Below are 22,380 nucleotides of genomic sequence, written 5' to 3'. Positions count from 1 at the left end.
CCAGCCTGCCCGGATTCCTAGGGAGAATTGGGCTCCCCGCTAAGAACCATTCCCGTTGAACGACCAGTCCAGTTCCGGCTCTTCGCGAGGTCGTCGATGGCGCGCCGCAGGTCGAGCACGCCGGCCTTGATTTCCGCGGGCGTGAAGCCGCTGAAGCCGAGCACGAGCCCGTCCCGCGCCACGGGTTCAAGGCAGAAGCGGCTGATCGGCGCGACCGTGACACCGCGCCGGGCAGCTGCCTGCGTGAGCGCGACGGCATCCAGCCCGTCGCGGAGATAGGCGATCGTGTGCATGCCGGTCTGGGTCGGAACCACCTCCAGATCGGGCGCCAGATGCTGCCGCGCTGCATCCTCCAGTGCCTGGTAGCGCTCCTGGTAGAGTTTGCGCATGCGGCGCACATGCGTCGCGAAATGCCCCTCGACGATGAAATCGGCGACGATGCCCTGCAAGGCGGTCGGCACGCCCGGCGAGAAAGATTCCAGGCAGATGCCGATCTGCTCGACAAGGTGCGGCGGCGCGACCAGGAAGCCGAGCCGCAGCGACGGGAACAGCGTCTTCGAGAAGGTCCCGACATAGATCACCCGGCCGCTGCGGTCGATGCTGGTCAATGTCGCCATCGGCGCGCCCTGGAAGCAGAACTCGCCGTCCCAATCGTCCTCGATGATCCAGGCGCCACTGACCTCAGCCGCCTCCAGCAGAGCGAGCCGCCGCTCCAGGCTCATCTTGGCGCCGAGCGGCTGCTGATGTGCGGGCGTCACGAAGGCGAGCCGGAATTCCGGCGCGCGGCGCAAGCCTTCTTCAACGACGAGCCCGGCCTCGTCGACCGGGACGGGTACGATGTCGACTCCTGACTGAATCATGCTGTTGCGCGCGCCGATCGCGCCGGGATCTTCGAACCAGACCTTGTCGCCGGGGTCGAGCAGAGTTGCGGCGATGAGCTGGAAAGCCTGCTGTGCGCCGGCAACCACGAAGACCTGCTGCCATTCGCAGGCGATTCCGCGGTTCAGCCTGAGATGCGCGGCGATGGCTTGGCGCAGGCCCCGTTCGCCATGCGGATCGGGATAGCCGAGCACCTGATGGCGCGGCTTGCGCCAGTGCTTGCCCGAAAGCCTGGCCCATTGCGCCATCGGGAAGGCATCGAAGGCCGGCATCGCCGTGGTGAAGGCGCGGGGCTGATGCGGCAGGCGCGCCCCGAACAGCTTCGACGCCGTGTTCATCGCCTGCGCCAGCTTGACCCGCGCCGTCGGCGCGGCGGTGGCCGCAGCGGCTGGGGCGGGGCGCTCGTTCGCCAGTGCCTGGCTGACATAGGTGCCGGAGCCGACGCGGGTCTCGATCAGCCCTTCCGCGGCAAGCCGCTCGAAGCTCTCGACGATGGTCGTGCGGGCGACCTTGAATTCCTGCGCCAGCGTGCGCGTCGCCGGCAGACGCTCGCCGACCTTGAGCGTCCCGCCGAGGATCAATTCGCGCAGGCCCGCGCAGATCTGCACGCTGAGTCCGTGCTCGCCCTCGCGGTCCAGTACGATCGACTGGAGCAGGACGCCTTCTTCACGTTTGACCATGCTGCCCCGGAATAGGAGTGGACTGCTGATTTGGTGAGAATGGACCTTGGGATCAGGCCAATTCAAGCCCCTTCTTTGCAACGCAGCTGCCCGCGGTCCCGCCGGGCGGCGCTCCCGGAACGGATAGCGGCAGCGATGAAGATCACCCGGCTCGAAAGCTTCTCGACGCAGGACGTCGGCTTCGTCCGCGCCACATGCGAGGATGGCAGCCAGGGCTGGGGCCAGTTCTCGCCCTATAATGCCGACATCACCGCGACCGTCTTCCACCGGCAAGTCGCGCGCTGGGCGATCGGCGCGGGCGCTTCCGACATCGACGAATTGATCGCGACGATCGGCGAGCGCGAGCACAAGTTCCCCGGCTCCTATCTCTGCCGCGCCATGACCGGCCTCGATACGGCGCTGTGGGACCTGCGCGGCCGGATCGAACGGAAAAGCGTCTGCGAACTGCTCGGCGGCACGCCGCGCCCGTTCCCGGTCTATGCCTCCAGCATGAAGCGTGGCGAGATCACGCCCGAAGCCGAAGCCGAGCGCTTCCAGCGCCTGCGCGACGCTCATGGCTATCGCGCCTTCAAGTTCCGGGTCGGGCGCGAATGCGGCCGCGACATCGACGAATGGCCGGGCCGGACGGAGGCGATCGTACCGCAGATCAGGCGGGCGCTCGGCACCGAGGCGACGCTGCTGGTCGATGGCAATAGCGGCTATTCGCCGGCCAAAGCCATCGCGGTCGGCAAGATGCTGCAGGATCACGGCATCGTCCATTTCGAGGAGCCCTGTCCCTATTGGGAGCATGCCTGGACGCGCGAGGTCCGCGAAGCGCTGGATCTCGACGTGACCGGCGGCGAGCAGGACTGCGACCTCGCCGTCTGGCGCGCCATGATCGACGGGCGCGTGGTCGACGTCGTGCAGCCGGATGTCTGCTATATCGGCGGCGTCGGGCGGATGCTCAAAGTGGCGCGCTGGGCCGAAGCCGCCGGCCTGCCGGTGACGCCGCATTCGGCCAACCAGTCGCTGGTGACGGTGTTCACGCTGCACATCATGGGCGCGCTCGCCAATGCCGGGCCTTATGTCGAATTCTCGATCGAGGGGCTGGATTACTACCCGTGGGAGCAGGGCCTGCTGCGCAACCCGCCGCAGGCGCGCGACGGCATGGTCGCGATCCCCGACGGGCCGGGCTGGGGGGTCGAGATCGAGCCGTCCTGGCTCGCCAAGGCCGCCTATCAGGTCACGGAGATCGGCGCGTGAGTTTGGACCGTGCCGAACTCGTCGCCGAGGCTGTCAGGACGGGGACGCTCGCTGGCTTGCCGGGCGGGCATTTCATCGACGGGCGCTTCGTCGAGTCCGTCTCCGGGCGGCTGATGGAGAGCTTCGACCCCGGTCGGGGCAAGGCTTTCGCTACGGTCGCGGCTGGCGACGCCGAGGATATCGACAGGGCGGTCGCAGCTGCCCGTGCGGCGCTCTCCGGCCCGTGGTCGCGGCTGAGCCCGGCCGCGCGCGGCGACATCCTGATGCGGGCGAGCCGCCTGATTGCCGAGCGCGCGGCCCGTTTCGCCGTGGTTGAGACCCTCGATTCCGGCAAGCGCCTCGCGGAAGCCGAGGGCGATGTCGGCGGCGTGGTGAAGGCCTTCGCCTATTACGCCGGCGCGGCCGACAAGTTGCACGGCGACAGCATGCCGCTCGGCCCTGACCATGTCGGGCTGACGATCGAGGAGCCGGTCGGTGTCGCCGCCCAGATCGTGCCCTGGAACTACCCGCTCTCGACGGCGGCGCGGGGCATTGCACCCGCCCTCGCGGCCGGTTGCACGCTCGTCGTCAAGCCGGCCGAGCAGACGCCCTTCACCACCCTGATGTTAGCGGAATTGCTGCATGAGGCCGGCCTGCCTGCTGGCGTGCTCAACGTCGTCGCCGGCACCGGTTCTGATGCAGGGGCGGCACTCGTCGCCCATCCCGGCATCGACCACATCACCTTCACCGGCTCTGTCGCGACCGGGCAGCGCGTGATGCGGGCCGCGGCCGAGCATGTCACCCGGCTCGTCCTCGAACTCGGCGGCAAGTCTCCCCTCGTCGTGCTCGCCGATTGCGATCTCGACGCGGCCATCGCCGGGATCATGGAAGCGATCTTCGAGAATGCCGGGCAGGTCTGTTCGGCCGGCTCGCGCCTGATCGTCGAGGAGGCGATAGCCGAACCGTTGCTGAAGCGTCTCGTCGCCAGCGCGCAGGCACTGCGACCGGGCCATGGCCTGAGCGATGCCGGGATCGGGCCGATCAATTCGCCGGTGCAACTGGCCCGCGTCGCTGCCCATGTCGACCGCGCCCGCGCCGCCGGCAACCGCATCCTGACCGGTGGCGCCGTCGTGTCGCCCGAGGATTGCGGCGGCGGCTGGTTCTACCAGCCGACCATCGTGCTCGCTGATGGCCCGGACGATCCGCTGGTGCAGGAGGAGATCTTCGGCCCGGTGCTGACCGTGCAGGTCGTCCCCGATTGCGACGCGGCCATCGCTGCGGCGAACGCCACCTCCTACGCGCTGGTCGCGGGCATCTATACCTGCGATCACGCCAGGGCCTGGCGCTATGCGCGGGCTGTCGATGCGGGCCAGGTCTATATCAACGAGTTCTTCGCCGGCGGCATCGCAATGCCTTTCGGCGGCAACCGTAAATCCGGTTTCGGCCGCGCCAAGGGCATGGCGGGCTTGCGCTCTTACTGCAAGCTCAAGAGTGTGGTGGCGCGAATCTGATCCGGGGGGATGACGCGATAATGTCGAGCGATTTGTTCGCCAGTGATTTCAAGGCAGCGCCGTATTGGTGGGACGAGGTGCCCCGGCCGGATCTGCCGCACGCCGACCCGCCGCAGCAGGCCGAGGTCGTCGTCGTCGGCTCCGGCTATACCGGCCTGCAGGCCGCGCTTCAGACGGCGCGGGGCGGGCGCCATACTGTGGTCCTCGATGCCGAGGCGGCGGGCTTCGGCTGCAGCACCCGCAATGGCGGCCAGATTTCGACCAGCGTGAAGCCGGGCTTCGATGAGCTCGCCCGCCGCCATGGCCGGGAGCGCGCCTTCGCGATCATGCAGGAAGGCCGGAATTCGCTGCGCTATATCGGCGATTTCGTCCGCGACGAGGGGATCGACTGCGATTTCGGCGTCGTCGGCCGCTTCCACGCCGCGCATGCGCCCGGCAGATACGAGGAGCTGGCCCGCAGCGTCGGAACCCAACCCAAGGGGCTGGAAGTTGCCTGCCATGTCGTCCCGCGCGCCGAGCAGCGCAGCGAGATCGGCTCCGATCTCTATCATGGTGGCGTCGTCTACGAGAGCCATGCCTCGATCAATCCGGCCCGCTATCATCAGGGGCTGCTGCAACGCGTCGTCGCGGCCGGCGCCGAACTCGTGCCGCATTGCCCGGCGACGGGGATCGAGCGCATGGGGCAGGATTTCTTCGTTCAGACGCCGCGCGGGGCGATCCGCGCTCGCGACGTCGTCATTGCCACCAACGGCTATACCGGCCCGCTGACAGGCTGGCTGCGCCGCCGCGTCATCCCGATCGGCAGCTATGTCATCGCGACCGAGGCGCTGGAGCCGGCGCTGGTCGACAGGCTGATCCCGAAGAACCGCATCGTCAGCGACACCCGCAAGGTGGTCTATTACTATCGCGCCTCGCCGGACCGGCGGCGCATCCTGTTCGGCGGCCGCGTCTCGCTCAGCGAGACCGATCCGCGCCGCAGCGGGCCGTTGCTGCACGGCGCGATGAGCCGGATTTTCCCGGAACTCGCCAACCGCAAGATCAGCCATTCCTGGTGCGGCCTCGTCGCCTACAGCTTCGACGAGCTGATGCATATCGGCCGGCACGAAGGCATGCATTACGCCATGGGCTATTGCGGCTCCGGCGTCGGCATGGCGAGCTATCTCGGCATGCGGCTCGGCCAGCAGGTGCTCGGCCTCGCCGAGGGCAGGACCGCTTTCGACGGCCTGCCCTTCCAGACACGGCCCTTCTACACCGGCAATCCCTGGTTCCTCGCGCCTTCGGTCCTCTACTATAGCTGGCGCGACCGGCTGGCCCGCTAACGCGTCGGATTGGTCGCCCCGAATTCTCAGAGTGGACCTTATAGCCAGACCAATTTCGCCGGACCCTGCATGAGGCGAGACGTGCGGACGCCGCTGACCGGCCAACCGCGCGCTCATCATTTGGGAACGCACTGAACAAGAACGCAACGTTCGAACGGGAGAATCGATACATGACGCGCCAGCCGATCACGTCGACGAGAACGGCCCTTGCCCTCGTCATGGGCCTGGGCCTGTTGAGCGCTGCGCCCGCCTGGGCGCAGGAACTGACCGTCGTCTCCTTCGGCGGCTCCTATCAGGAGGGCCAGAGCAAGGCGCTCTTCCAGCCCGCCGCCAAGGCTTTGGGCATCAAGATCAAGGAGGAGACCTATACCAGCATCGCGGACCTGCGCCTCAAGGTGAAGGCTGGTGCGGTGACCTGGGATGTGGTCGCCAGCGGCTCCGGCAGCGCCGCTCGCGCTGGCGCCGAGGGCATCCTCGAGAAGCTCGACTACAAGGTGATCGATACCTCGAATTTCCTGCCCGGCACGGCGCAGGATTATTGCGTCGGCGGCGACGTGTTCTCGACCGTGCTGGCCTGGAACACCAAGACCTACGGCCAGAACGGTCCGCAGAGCTGGGCCGATTTCTGGGACGTGAAGAAATTTCCCGGCAAGCGCTCCTATCGCAAGGGCGTGGCCGGCGCGCTGGAGCCGGCGCTGATGGCCGACGGCGTTCCCGCGAACAAGGTCTACGAGGTCCTGTCCCAGCCCGGCGGCATCGAGCGCGCGATCAAGAAGATCCGCGAATTGAAGCCGCATATCGCGGTCTGGTGGAGCTCGGGCGCGCAGCATGCCCAGCTGATGAAGGACGGCGAGGTCGACATGATCACCGGCTGGAACGGCCGCTTCGACGTCGCGGCCAAGGACGGCGCCAAGGTCGCCTATACCTTCAACCAGGGCCTGCTCGACTATGACTGCTTCGCGATCGCCAAGGGCGCGCCGAACAAGGATCTGGCGATGAAGTTCCTCGCCGAGATCAGCAAGCCGCAATATCAGGCCGAGTTCACGAAATACATCACCTACGGCCCGACCAACAAGAAGGCCTATGAGGGCGGCGCGATCGATGCCGCCTTCGCCAAGACCCTGCCGTCCCATCCCGACAATGCCGGCAAGCAGCTGACGATCGACCTGGACTGGTACATCAAGTTCGAAGCCCAGGCCTCCGCCGCCTACCAGAACATGCTGACCGAATGAGACTGGCCGGCGACCACGAGCGGCCGCGTGATGCGGCCGCCTCGGACTCGGGTTCCGCGACGGCTCTGCCCATCGCGGTCCGGCGGCTGAGCAAGGCTTATGGCGCAGTGCCTGTGCTGGACGAGATCGATCTCGATGTCCGGCCGGGCGAGTTCCTGACCCTGCTCGGCCCCTCCGGCTCGGGCAAGACGACGCTCTTGATGGCGATCGCCGGCTTCCTGCGGCCCGACAAGGGCTCGATCCGCTTCGGCGAGCGCGAGGTCGTGCGCCTCGCGCCGCACAAGCGCGGGATCGGCATGGTCTTCCAGAACTACGCGCTGTTTCCGCATATGGACGTCGCCCGCAATGTCGGCTTCCCCCTGCGGTTGCGGCGCGTGCCGGCGGCCGAGACGGCCCGGCGCGTCGAGGTCGCCCTGGAGATGTTCCAGCTCGGCGGCTTCGGCAGCCGCCGTATCGACCAGCTCTCCGGCGGCCAGCGCCAGCGTGTCGCGCTTGCCCGCGCCATCGTCTTCGAGCCGCGCATCATCCTGATGGACGAGCCGCTCTCGGCGCTCGACAAGCAGTTGCGCGAACGCATGCAGATCGAATTGCGCCAGCTCCATGAGCGGCTGGGCACCACGACCGTTTATGTCACGCATGACCAGCGCGAGGCGCTGACCATGTCGGACCGCGTCGCCATCCTCGATCGCGGCCGAATCGCCCGTATCGATACGCCGCGCGCGATCTATGACGATCCCCGCAGCCGCTTCGTCGCCGAATTCATCGGCGAATCCTCCTTCCTCGACGTCGCCGTGGCCGACGGTGTCGCCCGCGCCGCTGGCGCAACCGTCCGCGCCGACAACCTGCCGACCCGGCAGGGCCGCTGCGCGATGGTGCTGCGGCCAGAGCGCCTGCATCTGCTCGGACCGGGTGAAGGCGAGGGCATGAACTGCTTCGAGGGCCGCGTGACCGGCGCGGTCTATCAGGGCGACACCCTGCTCCTTCAGGCTGTTCTGACCGGCGGCAGCCCGGTCGCGCTGCGCCTGACGACGCGCGGTGGCGAGGGGCCGCCGCCGGCCCCCGGAACCCCGGTCCGCATCGGCATCGCGGTCTCCGATACCGTGCTGCTGCCAGACGAGGCGCGAGGCGAGCCGTGACGACCGCAAGCGCCTTCGATGCCGCCGGAGCGATCGGCGATGACCACGCCGCCGGTTTGCGGCGCGACCAGTGGCGCGAGCGCATGGGGCTCGCAGGGCTGGCGGCGCCGGCGCTCCTGCTCGTCACCGTTACCATGCTCGTGCCCGTTGGCTGGCTCTTCGGCCTGTCCTTCCTCGACGACAGCGGCGCGCTGAGCCTCGAGCATTACCGGCGCATGCTGGCCGAGCCCTCCTATGGCCGGACTTTCCTGACCACCTTCGAGATCAGCCTCGCGACCACGCTGATCTGCATCCTGCTCGGCTATCCCCTGGCCTATTTCCTGTCGCAACTGCCGCGCCGGGCCGCCAATCTCTGTATGATCGCGGTTCTGCTGCCGTTCTGGACCTCGCTGCTGGTGCGCACCTATGCCTGGCTCGTGCTGCTCCAGCGCAGCGGGCTCATCAACACATGGGGCATGAAGCTCGGTCTCTGGAGCGAGCCCTTGCAGCTCGTCCACAACATGAGCGGCACGCTGATCGGCATGGTCCATATCATGCTGCCCTTCATGGTCCTGCCGCTCTACGGCACGATGCGCGCGATCGACCGCAACCTGCTGCGCGCCGCCGCCAGCCTCGGCTCGACGCCGGTCCATGGTTTCTGGACGGTGTTCTTCCCGCTCTCGCTGCCGGGGCTCGCCGCCGGCGCCTCGCTGGTCTTCGTGCTCTGCCTCGGCTTCTACGTGACACCGGCCATGCTCGGTGGCGGCAAGGTGACGATGGTCTCGAACCGTATCGCCAACGATATCGAACTGTTCTTCAACTGGGGCGCGGCGAGCGCTCTCGGCGTCGTGCTGCTGGTGATCACGCTGGTCGTGCTCGTGCTGGCGGCACGGCTGTCGCGCGGCGCCGGCCTGTTCGGGGCGGGGCACTGAGATGAGCTGGCTCGACCGCCCCGCAAGCGACACGCAGATCAGCCATCGCGCGCGGCTCTGGCTCTATGGGCTCGGCGCGCTGGTGCTGGCCTTCCTCGCCGTGCCGACGCTGATCGTCATCCCGATGTCTTTCTCCCAATCGCAATATCTGGAGTTCCCGCCGCGCGAATGGTCGCTGCGCTGGTACGAAGCCTATTTCTCCTCGTCGAGCTGGATGGCGGCGACCGCGACCTCGTTCAAGGCGGGCTTCTGCACGGCGCTGCTGGCGACGCCGCTGGGCACGCTCGCGGCCTATGGCCTGCATGCCTCGCGGCTGCGCTTTGCGGGACTTGCGATCCTCGCCTTGCTGACGCCGACGATCGTACCGGTCATCCTCGTCGGCATCGCGCTGTTCTACGCCTATGTGCAGCTCAAGATGGTCAATTCCTTCCTCGGCATCGTGCTGGCGCATACGATGCTGGCCGTGCCGATCGTCATGATGATCGTCGGCTCGGCCCTGAAGAGCTTCGATCTCGATCAGGAGCGGGTGGCGCGCAGCCTCGGTGCGACGCGGACGCAAGCCTTCCTGCAAGTGACGGCACCGCAGATCGGCTTCGCCCTCGTCACCTCCGCGGTGCTGTCCTTCCTGACCTCCTTCGACGAGGTCGTGATCGCGCTCTTCGTCTCCGGCGGCGACAATGCGACGCTGACACGGATGATGTTCCTGGCGCTGCGCGACCAGATCGACCCGACCATCGCCGCGATCTCGACGATCATGATCGTGATGACCTCGCTGCTGCTGGCCGTGTCGCAGCTCTTCGGCAAGGCGGATAGCTAGGTTGCGGGGCGCCTACCGGACGACGTAGCCCTGCCCGCGCCCGCCTCTGGAGGTCCGGCACGAGCAGTCGTCGCCGAGGGCGGCTGGCCGCGCGAGCATGCATTGCCGCGATGGCACCCGGCAATGGCGTCCGAAGCCGCTCGTCCGGTCGGCCCGGCGATAGAGCCTGGTCGAGGACGGTTCGTACGTGCGCAGGCTGTTCGCACCGGAGCCGATCGCCGGCCCCGCGCCGGGAATGCCGCCCTGGCTCGAGTGCAGCCGGATATCCGGAACGCTGTCGGTGATCGACGGCGGCCCCAGGCCCTGCCGCGGACCGCCCGGATAGAGCGGCCCATTGCCGGGTGTCGCATCGAACTGGGCGCTGGCGGGAAGTGAGAACAGCACGCCCAGCGAGAGCGCTGTCGCTGCGATGAGATTGCGCGTCATGCTGTGCCTGTTTCCCTGGAGGCCCCGGTGGCTGGCCGCGATGAACGGAAGGCCGGTCTTCCTCTCATTCATAGATCAGCCTGCGTCGGCTTGGAACGCGAGGCGTGGGATCGTGTTCCGGCAACAGGCTGCGATCTAGGGTCCCGGGCTGATCACCGACGTCACTTCGGACCACTGCGCCCAGCCGAGCGTCTGGTACAGGGCTCGGCCGTCCGGCGTCGCGATCAGTGCGCCCCGGTTTGCGCCGCGCTCTATGGCTCGACGGGTCAGGGCGCTCATCACCACCGTTCCCAAGCCGAGCCGCCGATGCGCGGGCTGCGTCAGGATCTGATCGAAGACGGCTTGGCCATCGACGAGGCCGGCCAACCCGCTGGCGGCCAGTTCTCCACCGTCGCTGATGATCTCGACTCTGATGGCGCCGCCTTCGTCATGCGTGAGTAGCTGATAGCTCGCAGGTGGCGGGAGACGCTCCGTTGCTCCGAATGTCGTCGTCATCAGATAGGCGCGCTCGCGGACGGTCCAGTGTTCCGGCAGCAGCGGCACGGCGGTTTCGCGGGGCGCCGGCGCCTCGATATAGACCCCCGGCCCCTCGATCGATTGCGCCAGGTCCGTGAAGGCAGCCGGGTCGAACCGGGGCAATACGAAGCGACCACGCTGGTCGGGCTTTCCGATCTCCAGCCACAGGCCGGTCGGTACGGCGTGCGGGGCCGGATAGCCGCGTGTCAGGGCATAGCCGAAAGCCCAGGTTTCGAGGGGATTCATGGTCGGGTCTCCGCATGCGAACGGGCCGGGATCACCCGGCCCGCGAGATGGGCTTATGTCAGGCAAGCTCTTTAGGCCTGATGGGCCCATTCCGCAGCCAGCCAGCGCAGGCGACCTTGGTCGGAGACGATGCGGCCGAGGCCCGGGAACGGCATATGCGTCGCGGCGATCAGGGCCTTCTCCTCGGCGGCGCGCGGGAAGAAGCGGGCACGCATGGCGCGCGCTGCCTCCGGATCCTGCTCGAAGATGAAGCCGATATCGGCCGCAACCGGGTGGAGCGACGGGTGGAACAGCATGTCGCCGACCATCAGCATGCTCTTGCCGCCATCCTCGATGCGCACTCCGATATGGCCGGGCGTATGGCCGGCGAGATCGATGATCGATACGCCCGGCACGATGCTGCGCTCCCCATCGATCGCTTGCAGCTTCGGATAGAGCCGGACGAACTCGGCCGAGGCGTCGAAGCTGCTCTTCAGGAAGTCGGGGGCCGTGGAGCGCTGCGCCGGATCGGTCCAGTGCGCGACCTCGCGCCTGCCGACATAGACCTCCGCGTTCGGGAAGGCCCGCCGCCCGCCGGCGACGAGGCCGCCGATATGGTCGCGGTGCATATGGGTGATGATCACCGCGTCGATATTCTCCGGCGCGAGCCCGACCGCCTTCAGCGCCGAAGGCAGCTTGCCGCTTTCGCCCAGCAGGCCGGCCGGGCCCGTATCGATCAGCATGCGCCGGTCGCCGTCCTCGATCAGGTACTGGTTGAACACGAGACGAATGCCGCCGGGGCGGGCCGCGAACTGGCCAGCCGCAGCCGCCTCGATCTCCTTCGGTGTGCGTCCGACGAAATAGGAGAACGGCATGTCGGCGAAGCCGTCGGTCAGCGCCGTGACCTTGAACCGGCCGATCGACATCTGCGCCAGGGGCGGCATGGCGTTGGCGGCGGCAGGCGGAGCCGCGAGCGCGCTCCCGGCCGGCAGCGTGGCTGCGGCAGCGAGGGACAGGGCAGGAGCGGCAAGGGCGAAAGCGCGGCGGGACAGCATGGTCATCGAAGGACTCCGGAAAGCGCGAGGGCCGTCTTCAAGCGCGGCCGCTCGGGTTGAGGATGGTGTAGAGTCTTCCTTGAATTAGGGGTATCTGAAGAAATTGGGACGTTTCCTGCCGAAATATGGAAGGATGCAATGGATCGTTTCGACGCCATGTCGGTGCTCCTCGCCGTGGTCGAAGAAGGCAACCTTTCCGCCGGGGCTCGCCGCCTGCGCCTGCCTCTGACCACTGTCAGCCGCAAGGTGGCCGATCTCGAACAGCATCTGGGAACCCGCCTGCTCGTCCGGACCAGCCGGCGCGTCGCGTTGACGGATGCGGGGCGCGGCTATGTCGCGGCCTCGCGCCGGATCATCGAACAGGTGGAGGAAGCCGAGCGGGCGGCGGCTGGCGAATACAGCGAACCGCGTGGGACGCTCGCCGTGACGGCTTCCGTGGTCCTCGGGCGGCGTCATGTCCTGCCGCTGGCGGCGGAGTTCCTGGCCGAGAATCCCCTGATCGACCTGCGCCTGTTTCTGGTCGATCGCCACGTCAATCTGGTCGAGGAGCATCTCGATCTCGGCATACGGGTTGGCCATCTCGAGGACAGCAGCCTCATGGCCCGGCGCATCGGCGAGGTCAGGCGCATGTTCTGCGCGAGCCCCGATTATTTGGCGCGCCACGGAACGCCGCTCGCGCCCGAGGACCTGGGCGCGCATGACGGCATCACGTTCCGCGGCTTCACGATCTCGCCGGAATGGCGCTATCGCGGCGATTCAGCCGCTCTGTCCGTGGAGCCGCGGACGCGGCTGGCCGTGAACTCCACCGAAGCGGCGATCGATGCTGCGGTGGCCGGGGTCGGTATCGCGCGGGTCCTGTCCTACCAGATCGTCGACGAGTTACGCTCGGGCGCGCTCGTGCCCCTGCTCGAACCCTTTGCGCCGGAACCGATCCCGGTCCAGCTCGTCTATGCGGCACAGGGCCAATTGCCGATCAAGGCACGGGCCTTCCTGGACTGGATTGCACCACGCCTGCGCGCTCGCTTGCCGGCGAGCGAAGCGCGATGACGCCCCGCCGGCATCGATCTTCCCCGGCAGAGATGTAGAATCCGAAAGCCGAAGCGCGGGCCAGAACCATGCCGATCTCGAGCAAACCCATCGTTGCCTCCCTCTTGCGACGGAGGTGAAACCGTTATGAGCCTGCCATTGTTTTGCCGCGTGTGAGGCCAGTTCGCGAGGAACGGCTATGGATACTCCCGGATCAGCGCGCGTCCGCTGGTGAGGTCCGTCACCAGCCGGATCACGCCATCGATCTCGGATTTCGGTGCCGTCACCGACAAAGTCCCGCCCGTATCGGTGAAGGCCTGGTCGCGCAGCCGCACACTCGGGAGCGTGGCAAGCCGCGCCTGGACGCGGGTGAAATCGCCGAACAGGCAGGCGATCGTCACGTCGGCTGTCTCGACCACCTCAACCTTGCCGGCCTCGCGCAGGCAAAGCGCAGCCGTGCCGCCATAGGCGCGGATCAAGCCACCGCTGCCCAGCAGGATGCCGCCGAACCAGCGCGTCACCACGACGGCGACGCCGTCGAGAGCCTGCCCGTCGATCGCCGCGAGGATCGGCTTTCCGGCCGTGCCGCTCGGCTCCCCGTCGTCGTTGAAGCGGTAATTCTGCCCGAACCGCCAGGCCCAGCAATTGTGATTGGCTTCAGGATCGGACTGCGCTGCGATGAAGTCCTTGGCCGCGGCCTCGTCGGCGACGGGAGCGGCCGCCGCGATGAAGCGGCTCTTCTTGATCTCCTGCCGAGCGATGTGGAGTTCGACGAGGGTGAAGCGCGGGGCCATGGGGCTGCCTTAGCATGCCGCGTTCCCAGCGAACCAGATCGACGCCGTCACAGCCCGTAAACCTCCGCAAGTGACTGCGGTTCGGTCGCCAGCGCGAAACGCGGAGAGCTCTGGGACAGGTTGGGATTGTAGAACGGGTCGCGTCCGACGATGTCAGCCCATTGGCGGTTGAACTTGTCGAGGTCGCCAGGATCGGGCTCCGGCCGGCTGACGGATTCGTGGTGCTCCAGGCAGGCATGGGGTGTGAAGACGAAATGCCCGCCGGTATGGGCATTGAGCCGCATGCAGAAATCGACGTCGTTGTAGTTGATCCGATAGGCCGGATCATAGCCGCCGACCGCCAGGAAATCCGCCCGGCTGATCATCGTGCAGGCACCGGTGACCGCGCTGTAGTCGCGCGGGACGACGGCCGAGCAGACCTGCCCGATCTCCGAGGCAGGATGCAGGTAATAGGGATGTGACGGCCCCTGGCCGAGCAGCAGCACGCCCGCATGCTGGATGTGTCCGTCCGGGAAGAGCAGTTTCGCGCCGGCGCCGGAGATGCCCTCCTGCTGGCACCACATCAGCATCTCCTCGATCCAGCCGCGCGAGATGATGCGGATGTCGTCATTGAGCAGAAGGAGGAACTCGCCTCGTGCGGCCTCGGCCAGCCGGTTCATCTTGTCGGAGAAGTTGAAGACCGGGCTCTCGTAGCGGATGAGCCGCGCCCCGAGATCGCGTAGCGCCTGCTCCAGCTCCGGGGGCAGGTCGCCGTTCTCGGAGACCACGATCTCGACGTTGCGATAGGTCGTCCGCTCGCGGATCGAGCGCACGAGATCGAGCACATACCAGCCGGTGTCGCCGTCGTTGCGGTAGCCGGCCGTGGGAATGGCGACCGAGACCAGCGGCTCGCCGACGATATCGAAGCGTACGCGATGCGTGCCGGGCAGCGGGCCCCGGCCGACGCTGCCGCGATAGGGGCTTTGATCGACGAAATCCTGCACTGCCCTTCGGGCCGCAAGCTCGGCCTGCGGCTTGGCCTCACCGCTCGAGGCGGTCGACTGCGGCAGCGTGCGCCAATGGTAGAGGACGTCGGGGATATGGACGATCTGCTTGGTCGCCGCGGCGAAACGCAGGGCGAGGTCGTAATCCTGCGCGAAATCGAATTCCGGGCGGAAGCCGCCGAGGCGCCGCGCCATGCTCGCCGAGGACGTGAAGCTCGATCTGGTGAACCGGCTGGCATGGGAAGGGCGCGAGAAGATCACTCCCTATTTCACGCGCTATGCTGCGGAGACGCGATGGCGCTTCGCCTTCGGGGCGGTCGAAGGCCACCCGGCCATGCTGGTCTTCAACGGCGATGCGGCGAAGCCCGCCCATTTCGTACTGGCCGATTGGGAGGAGGACCGGATCATGGCGATCCGCGACTTCCTATTCGCTCCCTACACGCTCGACGCCGTGGACTGGGTGCGATTGGGTTAAGCCCACTGGGTGGAGATCGTTGGGCGCGTGCGATATCTCGCTTGAGGCCGATCTATGCTGTATTCGCAACGATGCGTCTGATGCCTGGGAGAACGGGCAAAGCTACGCTCCGTTGAGGCGCCGGCTCCTCGAGAAATGCCAAATTTCAGTCCCGTGGGGCATATCCTGGGCGCCAGCCCGGCGTAAAACGCTCCGAGCTGCCGGCGTCGGGGTGCGCATTGAAATCACGCGCGAGCGGCTTCGATACAGCGAGGACTGCGCGATGCCTATTCAGGGTGCTGGAAGCTCTGCTCGCGGATGACGGCGCATTCCGAATCGGCGAACAGTTTCAGCTGGGTTTCCACCTCCCGGGCGAGCGCCTGGCGGGGGAGGGCGGGCGCCGCTGCGTCGATCAGCTCCGATTGTTTCTGGCACGTCAAAGTTGTATTATTAACCCCCTATTAACTATAGTGACGTAACGTTGGTGGTATGTCGACTTGCCTCGCCATCGAGTATGGGGGTCAACTTAATGGCAAGAATTGGCTTTGCCTCAGCCGGCGCTCTTGCAGCTCTCGTATTCACCGAAGCAAATGCCGCAACCGCAGTGGGGAATTTTCAGGTTCAGATCAATATACAGGCCACTTGCATTGTCGTCAGCGCTTCGGATTTGAATTTTGGCAATGCTGGCGTCCTGTCAGTGAATGTCGATTCGACGAGTGCTATTAGCGTCCAGTGCACAACCTCGACTCCTTACACGATCGGCCTCAACCAGGGCGTGAACGGAAGCTCGGTGACGACCCGGCAGATGGCGGGGGCGGGTGGGCTGATCAACTACTCGATTTTCCGCGACGCTGGCCGCACGCAGAACTGGGGAACCACGGCGGGTAGCGATACCGTCGCAGGCGTCGGGAACGGCGCGGCCCAGAACTACACCGTCTACGGCCGTGTCCCCGCCCAGACCACTCCGGCGCCTGCGCTCTACACCGATACGATCACGGTGACGGTTACCTACTGACTAGCGACGGCCAGCGCCGCTAGTCTCCGATGATCGCCTTGAATGCAACCGGGAGACGAAACGGCACTGCATGCGCAGCGCCGATCGCCTCCGCCTTGCCGGGATAGGAGGAAATCAGATGAGGAGCGCAGCAATCGGTGTGGCCCTTGCGGGCCTCGCTGCCGGAACGGTGGATGCGGCGTCCCTGCAGGTGGCGCCAGTGCTGCTGGATCTTCCTGCGCCGGGAAACACGGCGACGATCACCTTGCGCAACACTGATGTCGAGCCGATCACGGCGCAGCTTCGCGTCTTTCGCTGGACCCAGCGCGACGGGGCGGAACGGCTGGAGCCGACGGACGACGTGGTGGCAAGCCCGCCCGTCGTGCAGCTCCGCCCCCGCCAGGATTACACGGTGCGCGTCGTCCGGGTGGCGGGCGGTTCCGCCGGCGGCGAGGCAGCCTTCAGGCTGGTCGTCGATGAGCTGCCCAAGCCGAACCGCGCGCCAGGGACCGTGGCCCTCGTCATGCGTCATGTCGTTCCCGTCTTTTTCACCGATCGCGCCGCATCGCCGGCGTCGGTGACATGGTCCGCCAGCCGGCATGGCAAGACGATCACGATCGATGCCGCGAATCGTGGCGACCGCCGGGTCCGGCTGGCCGCCGTGACGGTTCGCGACGAGTCCGGAAAGGTGGTGGCCGCCAACAAGGGCCTACTCGGCTATTCCCTCGGCCGTTCCGCGATGCAGTGGGTTCTTCCCGCCCCGCCAGCGTCGAAATCGGGCGCTCGTTTCACGATTTCCGGGGTAACGGAGGCAGGTCCGTTCAATGCAACGCTGCCGATGTCCGCGGGCCGGTAGGTTCATGGCGCTGGCGCTGGTGTTCGGATCGGCGTGCTGGACAGCCGTGCCGGCCCGCTGCGAGGAGGCATCGAGCCGAAACTTGCATCTGGACGTCCTGCTCGATAGCCAGGCGATTGGCCTGATCGGCACGTTCCGGCAAAATCAGCGTGGTGATATTCTGGCGGCCCGCAAGGAGCTTGAGGAGCTCGGGGTCAGGGTTCCAGCGAGCGTCAGGATCGAGGAAGAGGTGTCGCTCGGTGCGATTCCGGGCCTGAGCTTCGCCTATGACGAAGCTACGCAGCGGATCGATATCAAGCTGCCGTCAGGCGGCCGCCTGCCCAAGACCTACGATGCGCAACCTGCCAGCGCCCCGGGACCGGCCCCGGAGCGCAGCAGCACGGGCGCGGTGCTCAACTACACGCTGTTCGGAACATCACAGGACAAGCAGTTCCGCGACTTCTGGCGCTACCCCACGCTTTCGGCGACAGTCGACGCAAGGCTTTTCAGCCCGGTCGGCGTGTTCTCGCAGACCGGCATCCTGAGCGATCAGTCGCTGGCCGGCGGCGCTGCGGAAGCGCTGCGCCTCGAGACGACATGGGCCTACTCGGACCCCGGCAGCCTGGTGACCTATCGCGCCGGCGATCTGATATCGAGCGGCTTGGCCTGGACCCGGCCCGTTCGCCTCGGCGGCCTGCAGGTCCAGCGCAATTTCGGACTGCGCCCGGACCTGATCACGCTTCCACTGCCCAGCGTCACCGGCTCGGCGGCTGTGCCCTCCACGGTCGACGTCTTGGTCAACGGAACCAGGACCATCTCGCAGGATGTCGGCAGCGGGCCGTTCCGCATTACCAACATTCCCATTCTCACGGGCAATGGCAATGCCAGCGTCGTCGTCCGCGATGCTTCGGGGCGTCAGAGCGAAACGAGCCTGCCTTTCGTCGTTTCGAGCAATTTGCTTCGCCCCGGTCTCTTCGATTTTTCGGCGGAACTCGGCATGCCCCGCCTGCAATACGGCCTGCGCTCCAGCATCTATGACGAGGGCATCGCGGGATCGGCCAGCGGGCGCTACGGGGTGACCGACATGATGACGGTCGTCGCTCACGCCGAAGGGGCGCAGGGGCTCGGCATGGGGAGCCTCGGTGGGGTTTTCGGGCTCGGTCAGTATGGTGTGCTGACCGCGGCTGGCGCAGGGAGCTGGCGGGACGGGCAGCTTGGCGGTCAATCCTATCTCTCGTTCGAGACGCAAGTTTGGGGCATCTCGTTCAGGGCTGCGTCCCAGAGAACATTCGCAGCCTACAGGGACCTCGCCTCCATCACCGGAGTTCCGTTCGCCGGCCTGGGCAACGGCTTTGGCGACTACGTTGCCTCCGCGCCATCCTCGGCACTGAGCGGGAGCAGCTGGGAACGGATGCTTCTGCCGCCGCGCGCGCTCGATAGGATTTCGATCGGCCTGCCGATACCGGCGCTCGGAGGGGCCGTCAGCCTCGGCCTTGCCCATGTGAAGCCCGTGCTCGGCCGCTCGAACCGCATCATCAATGCAAGCTATACCCGCCCGCTCTGGGGCGGGGGCTCCTTCTACGCGACCTTCTACACGGATCTGGCAGACCGCAATTCCGCAGGCGTTTTCGCCGGCCTGTCCTTTCCATTCGGCACGAATATCACCTCATCGGCGGGCGCTAACCGCGTGGGATCGCGTTGGTCGTTGGCCGCCGATGTCGTCAAGCCGGTCGACCAGGAAATCGGCAGCGTCGGCTGGCGCATTCGTGACGTGGAAGGGCAGGGCGATCAGAAGCGGCGCTCGGCGTCGATCGCCTATCGTGGCAGCGCGGGGCTGCTGGAGGCCGGCGTCGCGCAAGGCGCTACGGGTGCCTCGGGTACGGTACAGCTCGACGGCGCGGTCGCGATGGCGGGGGGCAGCGTCTTTGTCGCCAATCGGATCGACGATGCCTTCGCCGTGGCGAAGGTCGGGGCTCCCGATGTGGATGTGCTCTTCGAGAACAGGGTGATCGCCCGGACGAACGCATCCGGCAATGCGCTTATCCCGACGCTGCGGTCCTATCAGCCGAACAAGATCTCGATCGATCCGCGCGGCCTCCCGGTCGACGCCGTGTCGGAAACCACGGTCGAGATTCGCGCTCCTTCCGATCGTGCCGGCGTGGTCGTCGATTTCGGCGTCCGCTCGACGAGCAATTCGGCGATCGTCGTCCTTCAGGATGCCGCTGGCCGTCCGATCCGGGTCGGTGCGACGGGCGTCCTTCAGCCGGGCCTCAGGGGCACCGGCGCAGCGGCCCCGGAATTCACTGTCGGCTATGACGGCCGGGCCTTCATCGAGAATCTCGCAGCCGACAATGAGATCGTCGTCCAGATGGCGACGGGGAGCTGCAGGGCGCGCTTCGCCTTTGCACCGCGAGCCAACGCTCAAGTGTCGATCGGACCGGTGCGATGCCAGTAGTGCACCGCCTTCTGATGCTCTGCCTGTGGGCTGCGCTGCTGGCGGCCTCGGGCGTGCTGGTGAGCGTGCCGGCAAAGGCACAATCCTGCTCGCTGAGCATCACCCCGCTGGTCTTCGGGGACGTCGATGTCACCGCCAACGCCCAGGTGAACGCGATGGCGACGGCGACGGTCTCCTGCACCGGCTCGGCGCTTCTACCGGTCGGAGTCTGCATCGAACTGGGGCCCGGAACCGGTGGCGGCACCAGCGCGGCGAACCGCACGCTGGCGAATGGTGCCAACCAACTGAATTACGGCCTGTTCTCCGACGCGGCTGCCAGTGTGCCATGGGGGTCCGGGGCGTGGCCCGCGGGGGGCGCTTCGGCGGTCGGTTTCAACCTGGCCTTGTCCTTGTCCGGTACGGGCAGCCAGAGCACCACGATCTACGGTCGCGTCTATAGCGGCCAGGCCACTGCGGCGCCGGTCACCTACACCAGCACCTTCTCCGGAATCGATGCCCGGATCCGCTACGGGCTGCTGTCCTTCCTGCTCGGATGCGACCTCCTGACCGTGACCCAGTCGACGAGCTTCATGGTCAGCGCGAATGTGCCGGCGACCTGCCGGGTCACCACGAGCGATCTCAGTTTTGGATCCGTGGGTGTGCTGAGCGCGCCGCATGATGCCTTCACGACCCTGGCGCCGACCTGCACGAATGGCACCGCCTACCAGATCGGTCTCAATGGCGGATTGTCGGGAGCTGCGGACCCGACGCTGAGGCGAATGACGAAAGGATCGGAAATCGTCACCTATGGGCTTTATCGCAATACCGCGCGCAGCCAGCCCTTCGGAAACACGCTCGGCGTCGACACATTGGCAGGCATGGGCACGGGGCTGGCGCAGACGAGCTTTATCTACGGACGGGTGCCCGCTCAGGCCACGCCGTCGCCGGGTGCGTATATCGACACGATACAGGCGACCGTGACCTACTGAAGATTGCAGCCGCTTCGCGGTAACAGTCAGGTGAGTTCGGAAGCGATACGGATCGCGTCAGCCATCGAGCCTGAGCTCCGCCAACTCATTACCCTGCGACAAGACCCAGCGATCCGGCAATCACGCTCGCCCAAAGAGAATAGCCGAGTGGATTCAGGTGAACGCCATCGGCCTCGTAATAACGGCCCATCGGCCGGCCATTCCGCCCGATCAGACAGCTGCAGACGTCCACATAGCCACCGGGTTCGCCATCCGTGTGGCTCTCCTCGAGCATCGCGTTGAAGGTGTCGAATTCGCCGGTATAGATCCAGCGCCCGGGACTGTGCTTGATGGAGAGGCGGTCAATCGGAACCTGGCCGAATTTCTCGCGAAGCCGCTGCGTCAATCGTTGCAGCGCCGCGAAGGCGGAATGCGCATCCAGCCCGTCATTGGCGATGTCGTTCTCGCCGAAATAGAGCACAATTCGTCGGGGTTCGACGAGGTCGAGCAGGTCGTCGCAATAGCGCAGAGCGCTTTCGGCCGTGCCTCCGCCAAAGCCGAGATTGGCGATTTCGAGCGAGCCGAAATCCTCGGCCATGCGGTGCCAGTTGCGGAAGGACGACGAGCCGAAGAAGACGACGGGCTTGCCGGCAAAACGCCTGCGCCTGACCTGCCGGCGCACCGCCAGCACATCGTCGTCATAGCGCGTCGTGGTCCATTCCGCCGACGCAGGCAGCGCCGCGGCAGGGATGATCGGGGGATGCCGGTTCACGGAACGGACCTCATGAACAAGAGGTGCAGCGGACATGCGAACGGCCGTCCGCATCCGAGGAAGAGCCGTCGTCTCATCAGGCTCTCCGTCCGGAGAGACGCGGGTCGATGCGTTCACGCAGGGCATCGCCGAGCAGGTTGATCGCGATCACCAGCAGCGAGAGGAAAAGGCCGGGAAAGGCGATGACCCATGGCGCGACGCGGAAGAACTGGCGGCCCCCGGCCATGACGTTGCCCCAGCTCGGCAGGTCCGGCGAGATGCCGACCCCGATGAAGCTGAGGATGGCTTCGGCGAGGATCGCCGAGGCGCAGACGAAGGTTGCTTGGACGATCAGCGCCTCCGTCGCATTCGGAAGGATGTGCCGGAGCAGGACGCGCGGCGTGCTCGATCCGATCGCGATTGCTGCATCGACATAGGGCATTTCGCGCAGGCTGAGCACCACGCTGCGCATGAGCCGCGCCGTGCGCGGAATCTCGGGAACGCTGATCGCGATCAGGACGGTCGCGAGTCCGCCGCCGAGGAGCGAGGCGAGCGCGATCGCCAGCAGCACGCCCGGGATCGCCATGAGCCCGTCCATGATGCGCATCAGCACCGTGTCGGCCATGCGGACATAGCCCGCCACGAGGCCGATGAGGCCGCCGGCCATCAGCGTCAGCATCGAGACGCCAAGCCCGACCATGATCGAGGTCCTGGCGCCCGACAGGGTCCGCACGAAGATGTCCCGCCCGAGATTGTCTGTCCCGAACCAGTGGGCGGCGCCGGGTGGCTGGAGCGCCTCGCTCATGTTGAGGTCGTTGCTGTATCCGAGAACCGGGGGAGCCAGCAGTGCGCAGATGGCCACGAGCGCGACGATGGCGGCGCTCAGGCCGATCGCGACTGTCGATGCCTTGAAGGGCAGGCCTCTGCGAGCCGGTAGAAGCTGTACGCTCATGGCCGCATGTCCTGGCGGATGCGGGGGTCGAACAGCGCGTAGCTGAGGTCGACGAGCACGTTCACGACGACCAGGGTGAAGGCGAAGACGAGCATCACTCCCTGCACGACCGGATAGTCCCGCGACAGGATGGCCTCCACGGTCAGCCTTCCGATGCCGGGAAGATTGAAGACGGATTCGGTCACGACGACTCCGCCGAGCAGGGCGGTGTTGATTTCCGCCGAGAAGTGACCCGTTAGGCGGGGATTTTTCCATCGAGAA

General features: G+C 66.6%; 22 protein-coding genes. 13 read left to right on the top strand and 9 right to left on the bottom strand.

Annotated features, from left to right (window positions below):
* Positions 1-17: 17 nt before the first annotated feature.
* Positions 18-1,559, bottom strand: coding sequence for a PLP-dependent aminotransferase family protein (locus tag Q0Q02_RS17625; RefSeq protein ID WP_293811257.1), 1,542 nt, complete (start codon positions 1,557-1,559; stop codon positions 18-20).
* A gap of 135 nt (positions 1,560-1,694) precedes the next feature.
* On the opposite strand from Q0Q02_RS17625, the gene Q0Q02_RS17620 reads away from it, so the two are divergent.
* The 7 genes from Q0Q02_RS17620 (at position 1,695) to Q0Q02_RS17590 (ending at position 9,706) form a co-directional block, all read left to right on the top strand.
* Positions 1,695-2,801, top strand: coding sequence for a mandelate racemase/muconate lactonizing enzyme family protein (locus Q0Q02_RS17620; RefSeq protein WP_293811255.1), 1,107 nt, complete (start codon positions 1,695-1,697; stop codon positions 2,799-2,801).
* Positions 2,798-4,291, top strand: coding sequence for an aldehyde dehydrogenase family protein (locus Q0Q02_RS17615; protein WP_293811253.1), 1,494 nt, complete (start codon positions 2,798-2,800; stop codon positions 4,289-4,291). Before Q0Q02_RS17620 ends, Q0Q02_RS17615 begins: the two co-directional genes overlap by 4 nt.
* Before the next feature lie 20 nt (positions 4,292-4,311).
* On the top strand, positions 4,312-5,610 hold the full coding sequence (locus Q0Q02_RS17610) for an FAD-binding oxidoreductase (RefSeq protein ID WP_293811251.1): 1,299 nt from the start codon (positions 4,312-4,314) through the stop codon (positions 5,608-5,610).
* Between the two features lie 170 nt (positions 5,611-5,780).
* Complete coding sequence (locus Q0Q02_RS17605) at positions 5,781-6,842, top strand: ABC transporter substrate-binding protein (protein ID WP_293811250.1); 1,062 nt, start codon at positions 5,781-5,783, stop codon at positions 6,840-6,842.
* Positions 6,839-7,978, top strand: coding sequence for an ABC transporter ATP-binding protein (locus Q0Q02_RS17600; protein ID WP_293811248.1), 1,140 nt, complete (start codon positions 6,839-6,841; stop codon positions 7,976-7,978). The genes Q0Q02_RS17605 and Q0Q02_RS17600 overlap by 4 nt, the downstream gene beginning before the upstream one ends.
* The gene (locus tag Q0Q02_RS17595; protein ID WP_293811246.1) at positions 7,975-8,889 is read left to right on the top strand and encodes an ABC transporter permease; all 915 of its coding nucleotides are present in this window, start codon (positions 7,975-7,977) and stop codon (positions 8,887-8,889) included. The genes Q0Q02_RS17600 and Q0Q02_RS17595 overlap by 4 nt, the downstream gene beginning before the upstream one ends.
* Before the next feature lies 1 nt (position 8,890).
* Positions 8,891-9,706 carry an ABC transporter permease gene (locus Q0Q02_RS17590; RefSeq protein WP_293811244.1) on the top strand — a complete coding sequence of 272 codons (816 nt, stop codon included), beginning with the start codon at positions 8,891-8,893 and terminating at the stop codon, positions 9,704-9,706.
* A 12-nt stretch (positions 9,707-9,718) separates the two neighbouring features.
* On the opposite strand, the gene Q0Q02_RS17585 is transcribed toward Q0Q02_RS17590, so the two are convergent.
* From Q0Q02_RS17585 to Q0Q02_RS17575, 3 genes are all read right to left on the bottom strand, one after another.
* Entirely contained in the window at positions 9,719-10,132 is a 414-nt protein-coding gene (locus Q0Q02_RS17585; RefSeq protein ID WP_293811242.1) for a hypothetical protein, read from the bottom strand.
* A gap of 135 nt (positions 10,133-10,267) precedes the next feature.
* Positions 10,268-10,894: a GNAT family N-acetyltransferase gene (locus tag Q0Q02_RS17580; RefSeq protein ID WP_293811240.1), complete on the bottom strand. Its 627-nt coding sequence runs from the start codon at positions 10,892-10,894 to the stop codon at positions 10,268-10,270.
* A 71-nt stretch (positions 10,895-10,965) separates the two neighbouring features.
* Complete coding sequence (locus tag Q0Q02_RS17575) at positions 10,966-11,934, bottom strand: MBL fold metallo-hydrolase (RefSeq protein WP_293811238.1); 969 nt, start codon at positions 11,932-11,934, stop codon at positions 10,966-10,968.
* 132 nt (positions 11,935-12,066) lie between these two features.
* On the opposite strand from Q0Q02_RS17575, the gene Q0Q02_RS17570 reads away from it, so the two are divergent.
* Complete coding sequence (locus tag Q0Q02_RS17570) at positions 12,067-12,975, top strand: LysR family transcriptional regulator (protein ID WP_293811236.1); 909 nt, start codon at positions 12,067-12,069, stop codon at positions 12,973-12,975.
* Between the two features lie 176 nt (positions 12,976-13,151).
* Here Q0Q02_RS17570 and Q0Q02_RS17565 read toward each other — a convergent pair whose 3' ends face one another.
* A complete protein-coding gene (locus Q0Q02_RS17565) occupies positions 13,152-13,748 on the bottom strand; it encodes a YigZ family protein (RefSeq protein WP_293811234.1) in 597 nt (198 codons plus the stop codon).
* A gap of 47 nt (positions 13,749-13,795) precedes the next feature.
* Positions 13,796-14,926, bottom strand: coding sequence for a glycosyltransferase (locus Q0Q02_RS17560; protein ID WP_293811232.1), 1,131 nt, complete (start codon positions 14,924-14,926; stop codon positions 13,796-13,798).
* Between Q0Q02_RS17560 and Q0Q02_RS17555 the strand changes: the two genes are divergently transcribed.
* The 5 genes from Q0Q02_RS17555 to Q0Q02_RS17535 all read left to right on the top strand — a co-directional run bounded on the left by Q0Q02_RS17555 (position 14,925) and on the right by Q0Q02_RS17535 (position 20,437).
* Positions 14,925-15,206, top strand: coding sequence for a hypothetical protein (locus tag Q0Q02_RS17555; protein WP_293811230.1), 282 nt, complete (start codon positions 14,925-14,927; stop codon positions 15,204-15,206). The two genes, Q0Q02_RS17560 and Q0Q02_RS17555, sit on opposite strands and share 2 nt — an antisense overlap.
* Before the next feature lie 493 nt (positions 15,207-15,699).
* A complete protein-coding gene (locus Q0Q02_RS17550) occupies positions 15,700-16,200 on the top strand; it encodes a spore coat U domain-containing protein (RefSeq protein WP_367275041.1) in 501 nt (166 codons plus the stop codon).
* A gap of 70 nt (positions 16,201-16,270) precedes the next feature.
* Positions 16,271-17,035 (top strand): molecular chaperone, encoded by a 765-nt coding sequence (locus Q0Q02_RS17545; protein ID WP_293811227.1) that lies wholly within the window; start codon positions 16,271-16,273, stop codon positions 17,033-17,035.
* 4 nt (positions 17,036-17,039) lie between these two features.
* The gene (locus Q0Q02_RS17540; protein WP_293811225.1) at positions 17,040-19,469 is read left to right on the top strand and encodes a fimbria/pilus outer membrane usher protein; all 2,430 of its coding nucleotides are present in this window, start codon (positions 17,040-17,042) and stop codon (positions 19,467-19,469) included.
* A complete protein-coding gene (locus tag Q0Q02_RS17535) occupies positions 19,460-20,437 on the top strand; it encodes a spore coat protein U domain-containing protein (RefSeq protein WP_293811223.1) in 978 nt (325 codons plus the stop codon). The genes Q0Q02_RS17540 and Q0Q02_RS17535 overlap by 10 nt, the downstream gene beginning before the upstream one ends.
* An 88-nt stretch (positions 20,438-20,525) precedes the next feature.
* On the opposite strand, the gene Q0Q02_RS17530 is transcribed toward Q0Q02_RS17535, so the two are convergent.
* From Q0Q02_RS17530 to Q0Q02_RS17520, 3 genes are all read right to left on the bottom strand, one after another.
* Positions 20,526-21,188 (bottom strand): GDSL-type esterase/lipase family protein, encoded by a 663-nt coding sequence (locus Q0Q02_RS17530; protein WP_293811221.1) that lies wholly within the window; start codon positions 21,186-21,188, stop codon positions 20,526-20,528.
* A gap of 76 nt (positions 21,189-21,264) precedes the next feature.
* Positions 21,265-22,119, bottom strand: coding sequence for an ABC transporter permease (locus tag Q0Q02_RS17525; protein WP_293811219.1), 855 nt, complete (start codon positions 22,117-22,119; stop codon positions 21,265-21,267).
* The coding region (locus Q0Q02_RS17520; protein ID WP_293811217.1) for an ABC transporter permease subunit at positions 22,116-22,380 on the bottom strand (265 nt) is incomplete at its 5' end. The genes Q0Q02_RS17525 and Q0Q02_RS17520, both read right to left, overlap by 4 nt.

The organism is uncultured Allobosea sp. (assembly GCF_945956895.1).
Lineage (GTDB): Bacteria > Pseudomonadota > Alphaproteobacteria > Rhizobiales > Beijerinckiaceae > Allobosea.
Note: the sequence above shows the minus strand (reverse complement) of the source record. Positions and strands in the feature narration are given on the sequence as shown.

What these genes read in the sequence shown, in the direction of transcription:
- Q0Q02_RS17625 (WP_293811257.1), bottom strand. Translation starts at nt 1,559, where the DNA reads ATGGTCAAACGTGAAGAAGGCGTCCTGCTCCAGTCGATCGTACTGGAC.
- Q0Q02_RS17620 (WP_293811255.1), top strand. Translation starts at nt 1,695, where the DNA reads ATGAAGATCACCCGGCTCGAAAGCTTCTCGACGCAGGACGTCGGCTTC.
- Q0Q02_RS17610 (WP_293811251.1), top strand. Translation starts at nt 4,312, where the DNA reads ATGTCGAGCGATTTGTTCGCCAGTGATTTCAAGGCAGCGCCGTATTGG.
- Q0Q02_RS17605 (WP_293811250.1), top strand. Translation starts at nt 5,781, where the DNA reads ATGACGCGCCAGCCGATCACGTCGACGAGAACGGCCCTTGCCCTCGTC.
- Q0Q02_RS17600 (WP_293811248.1), top strand. Translation starts at nt 6,839, where the DNA reads ATGAGACTGGCCGGCGACCACGAGCGGCCGCGTGATGCGGCCGCCTCG.
- Q0Q02_RS17590 (WP_293811244.1), top strand. Translation starts at nt 8,891, where the DNA reads ATGAGCTGGCTCGACCGCCCCGCAAGCGACACGCAGATCAGCCATCGC.
- Q0Q02_RS17585 (WP_293811242.1), bottom strand. Translation starts at nt 10,132, where the DNA reads ATGACGCGCAATCTCATCGCAGCGACAGCGCTCTCGCTGGGCGTGCTG.
- Q0Q02_RS17580 (WP_293811240.1), bottom strand. Translation starts at nt 10,894, where the DNA reads ATGAATCCCCTCGAAACCTGGGCTTTCGGCTATGCCCTGACACGCGGC.
- Q0Q02_RS17575 (WP_293811238.1), bottom strand. Translation starts at nt 11,934, where the DNA reads ATGACCATGCTGTCCCGCCGCGCTTTCGCCCTTGCCGCTCCTGCCCTG.
- Q0Q02_RS17570 (WP_293811236.1), top strand. Translation starts at nt 12,067, where the DNA reads ATGGATCGTTTCGACGCCATGTCGGTGCTCCTCGCCGTGGTCGAAGAA.
- Q0Q02_RS17565 (WP_293811234.1), bottom strand. Translation starts at nt 13,748, where the DNA reads ATGGCCCCGCGCTTCACCCTCGTCGAACTCCACATCGCTCGGCAGGAG.
- Q0Q02_RS17555 (WP_293811230.1), top strand. Translation starts at nt 14,925, where the DNA reads ATGCTCGCCGAGGACGTGAAGCTCGATCTGGTGAACCGGCTGGCATGG.
- Q0Q02_RS17560 (WP_293811232.1), bottom strand. Translation starts at nt 14,926, where the DNA reads ATGGCGCGGCGCCTCGGCGGCTTCCGCCCGGAATTCGATTTCGCGCAG.
- Q0Q02_RS17550 (WP_367275041.1), top strand. Translation starts at nt 15,700, where the DNA reads ATGGGGGTCAACTTAATGGCAAGAATTGGCTTTGCCTCAGCCGGCGCT.
- Q0Q02_RS17545 (WP_293811227.1), top strand. Translation starts at nt 16,271, where the DNA reads ATGCGCAGCGCCGATCGCCTCCGCCTTGCCGGGATAGGAGGAAATCAG.
- Q0Q02_RS17540 (WP_293811225.1), top strand. Translation starts at nt 17,040, where the DNA reads ATGGCGCTGGCGCTGGTGTTCGGATCGGCGTGCTGGACAGCCGTGCCG.
- Q0Q02_RS17535 (WP_293811223.1), top strand. Translation starts at nt 19,460, where the DNA reads ATGCCAGTAGTGCACCGCCTTCTGATGCTCTGCCTGTGGGCTGCGCTG.
- Q0Q02_RS17525 (WP_293811219.1), bottom strand. Translation starts at nt 22,119, where the DNA reads ATGAGCGTACAGCTTCTACCGGCTCGCAGAGGCCTGCCCTTCAAGGCA.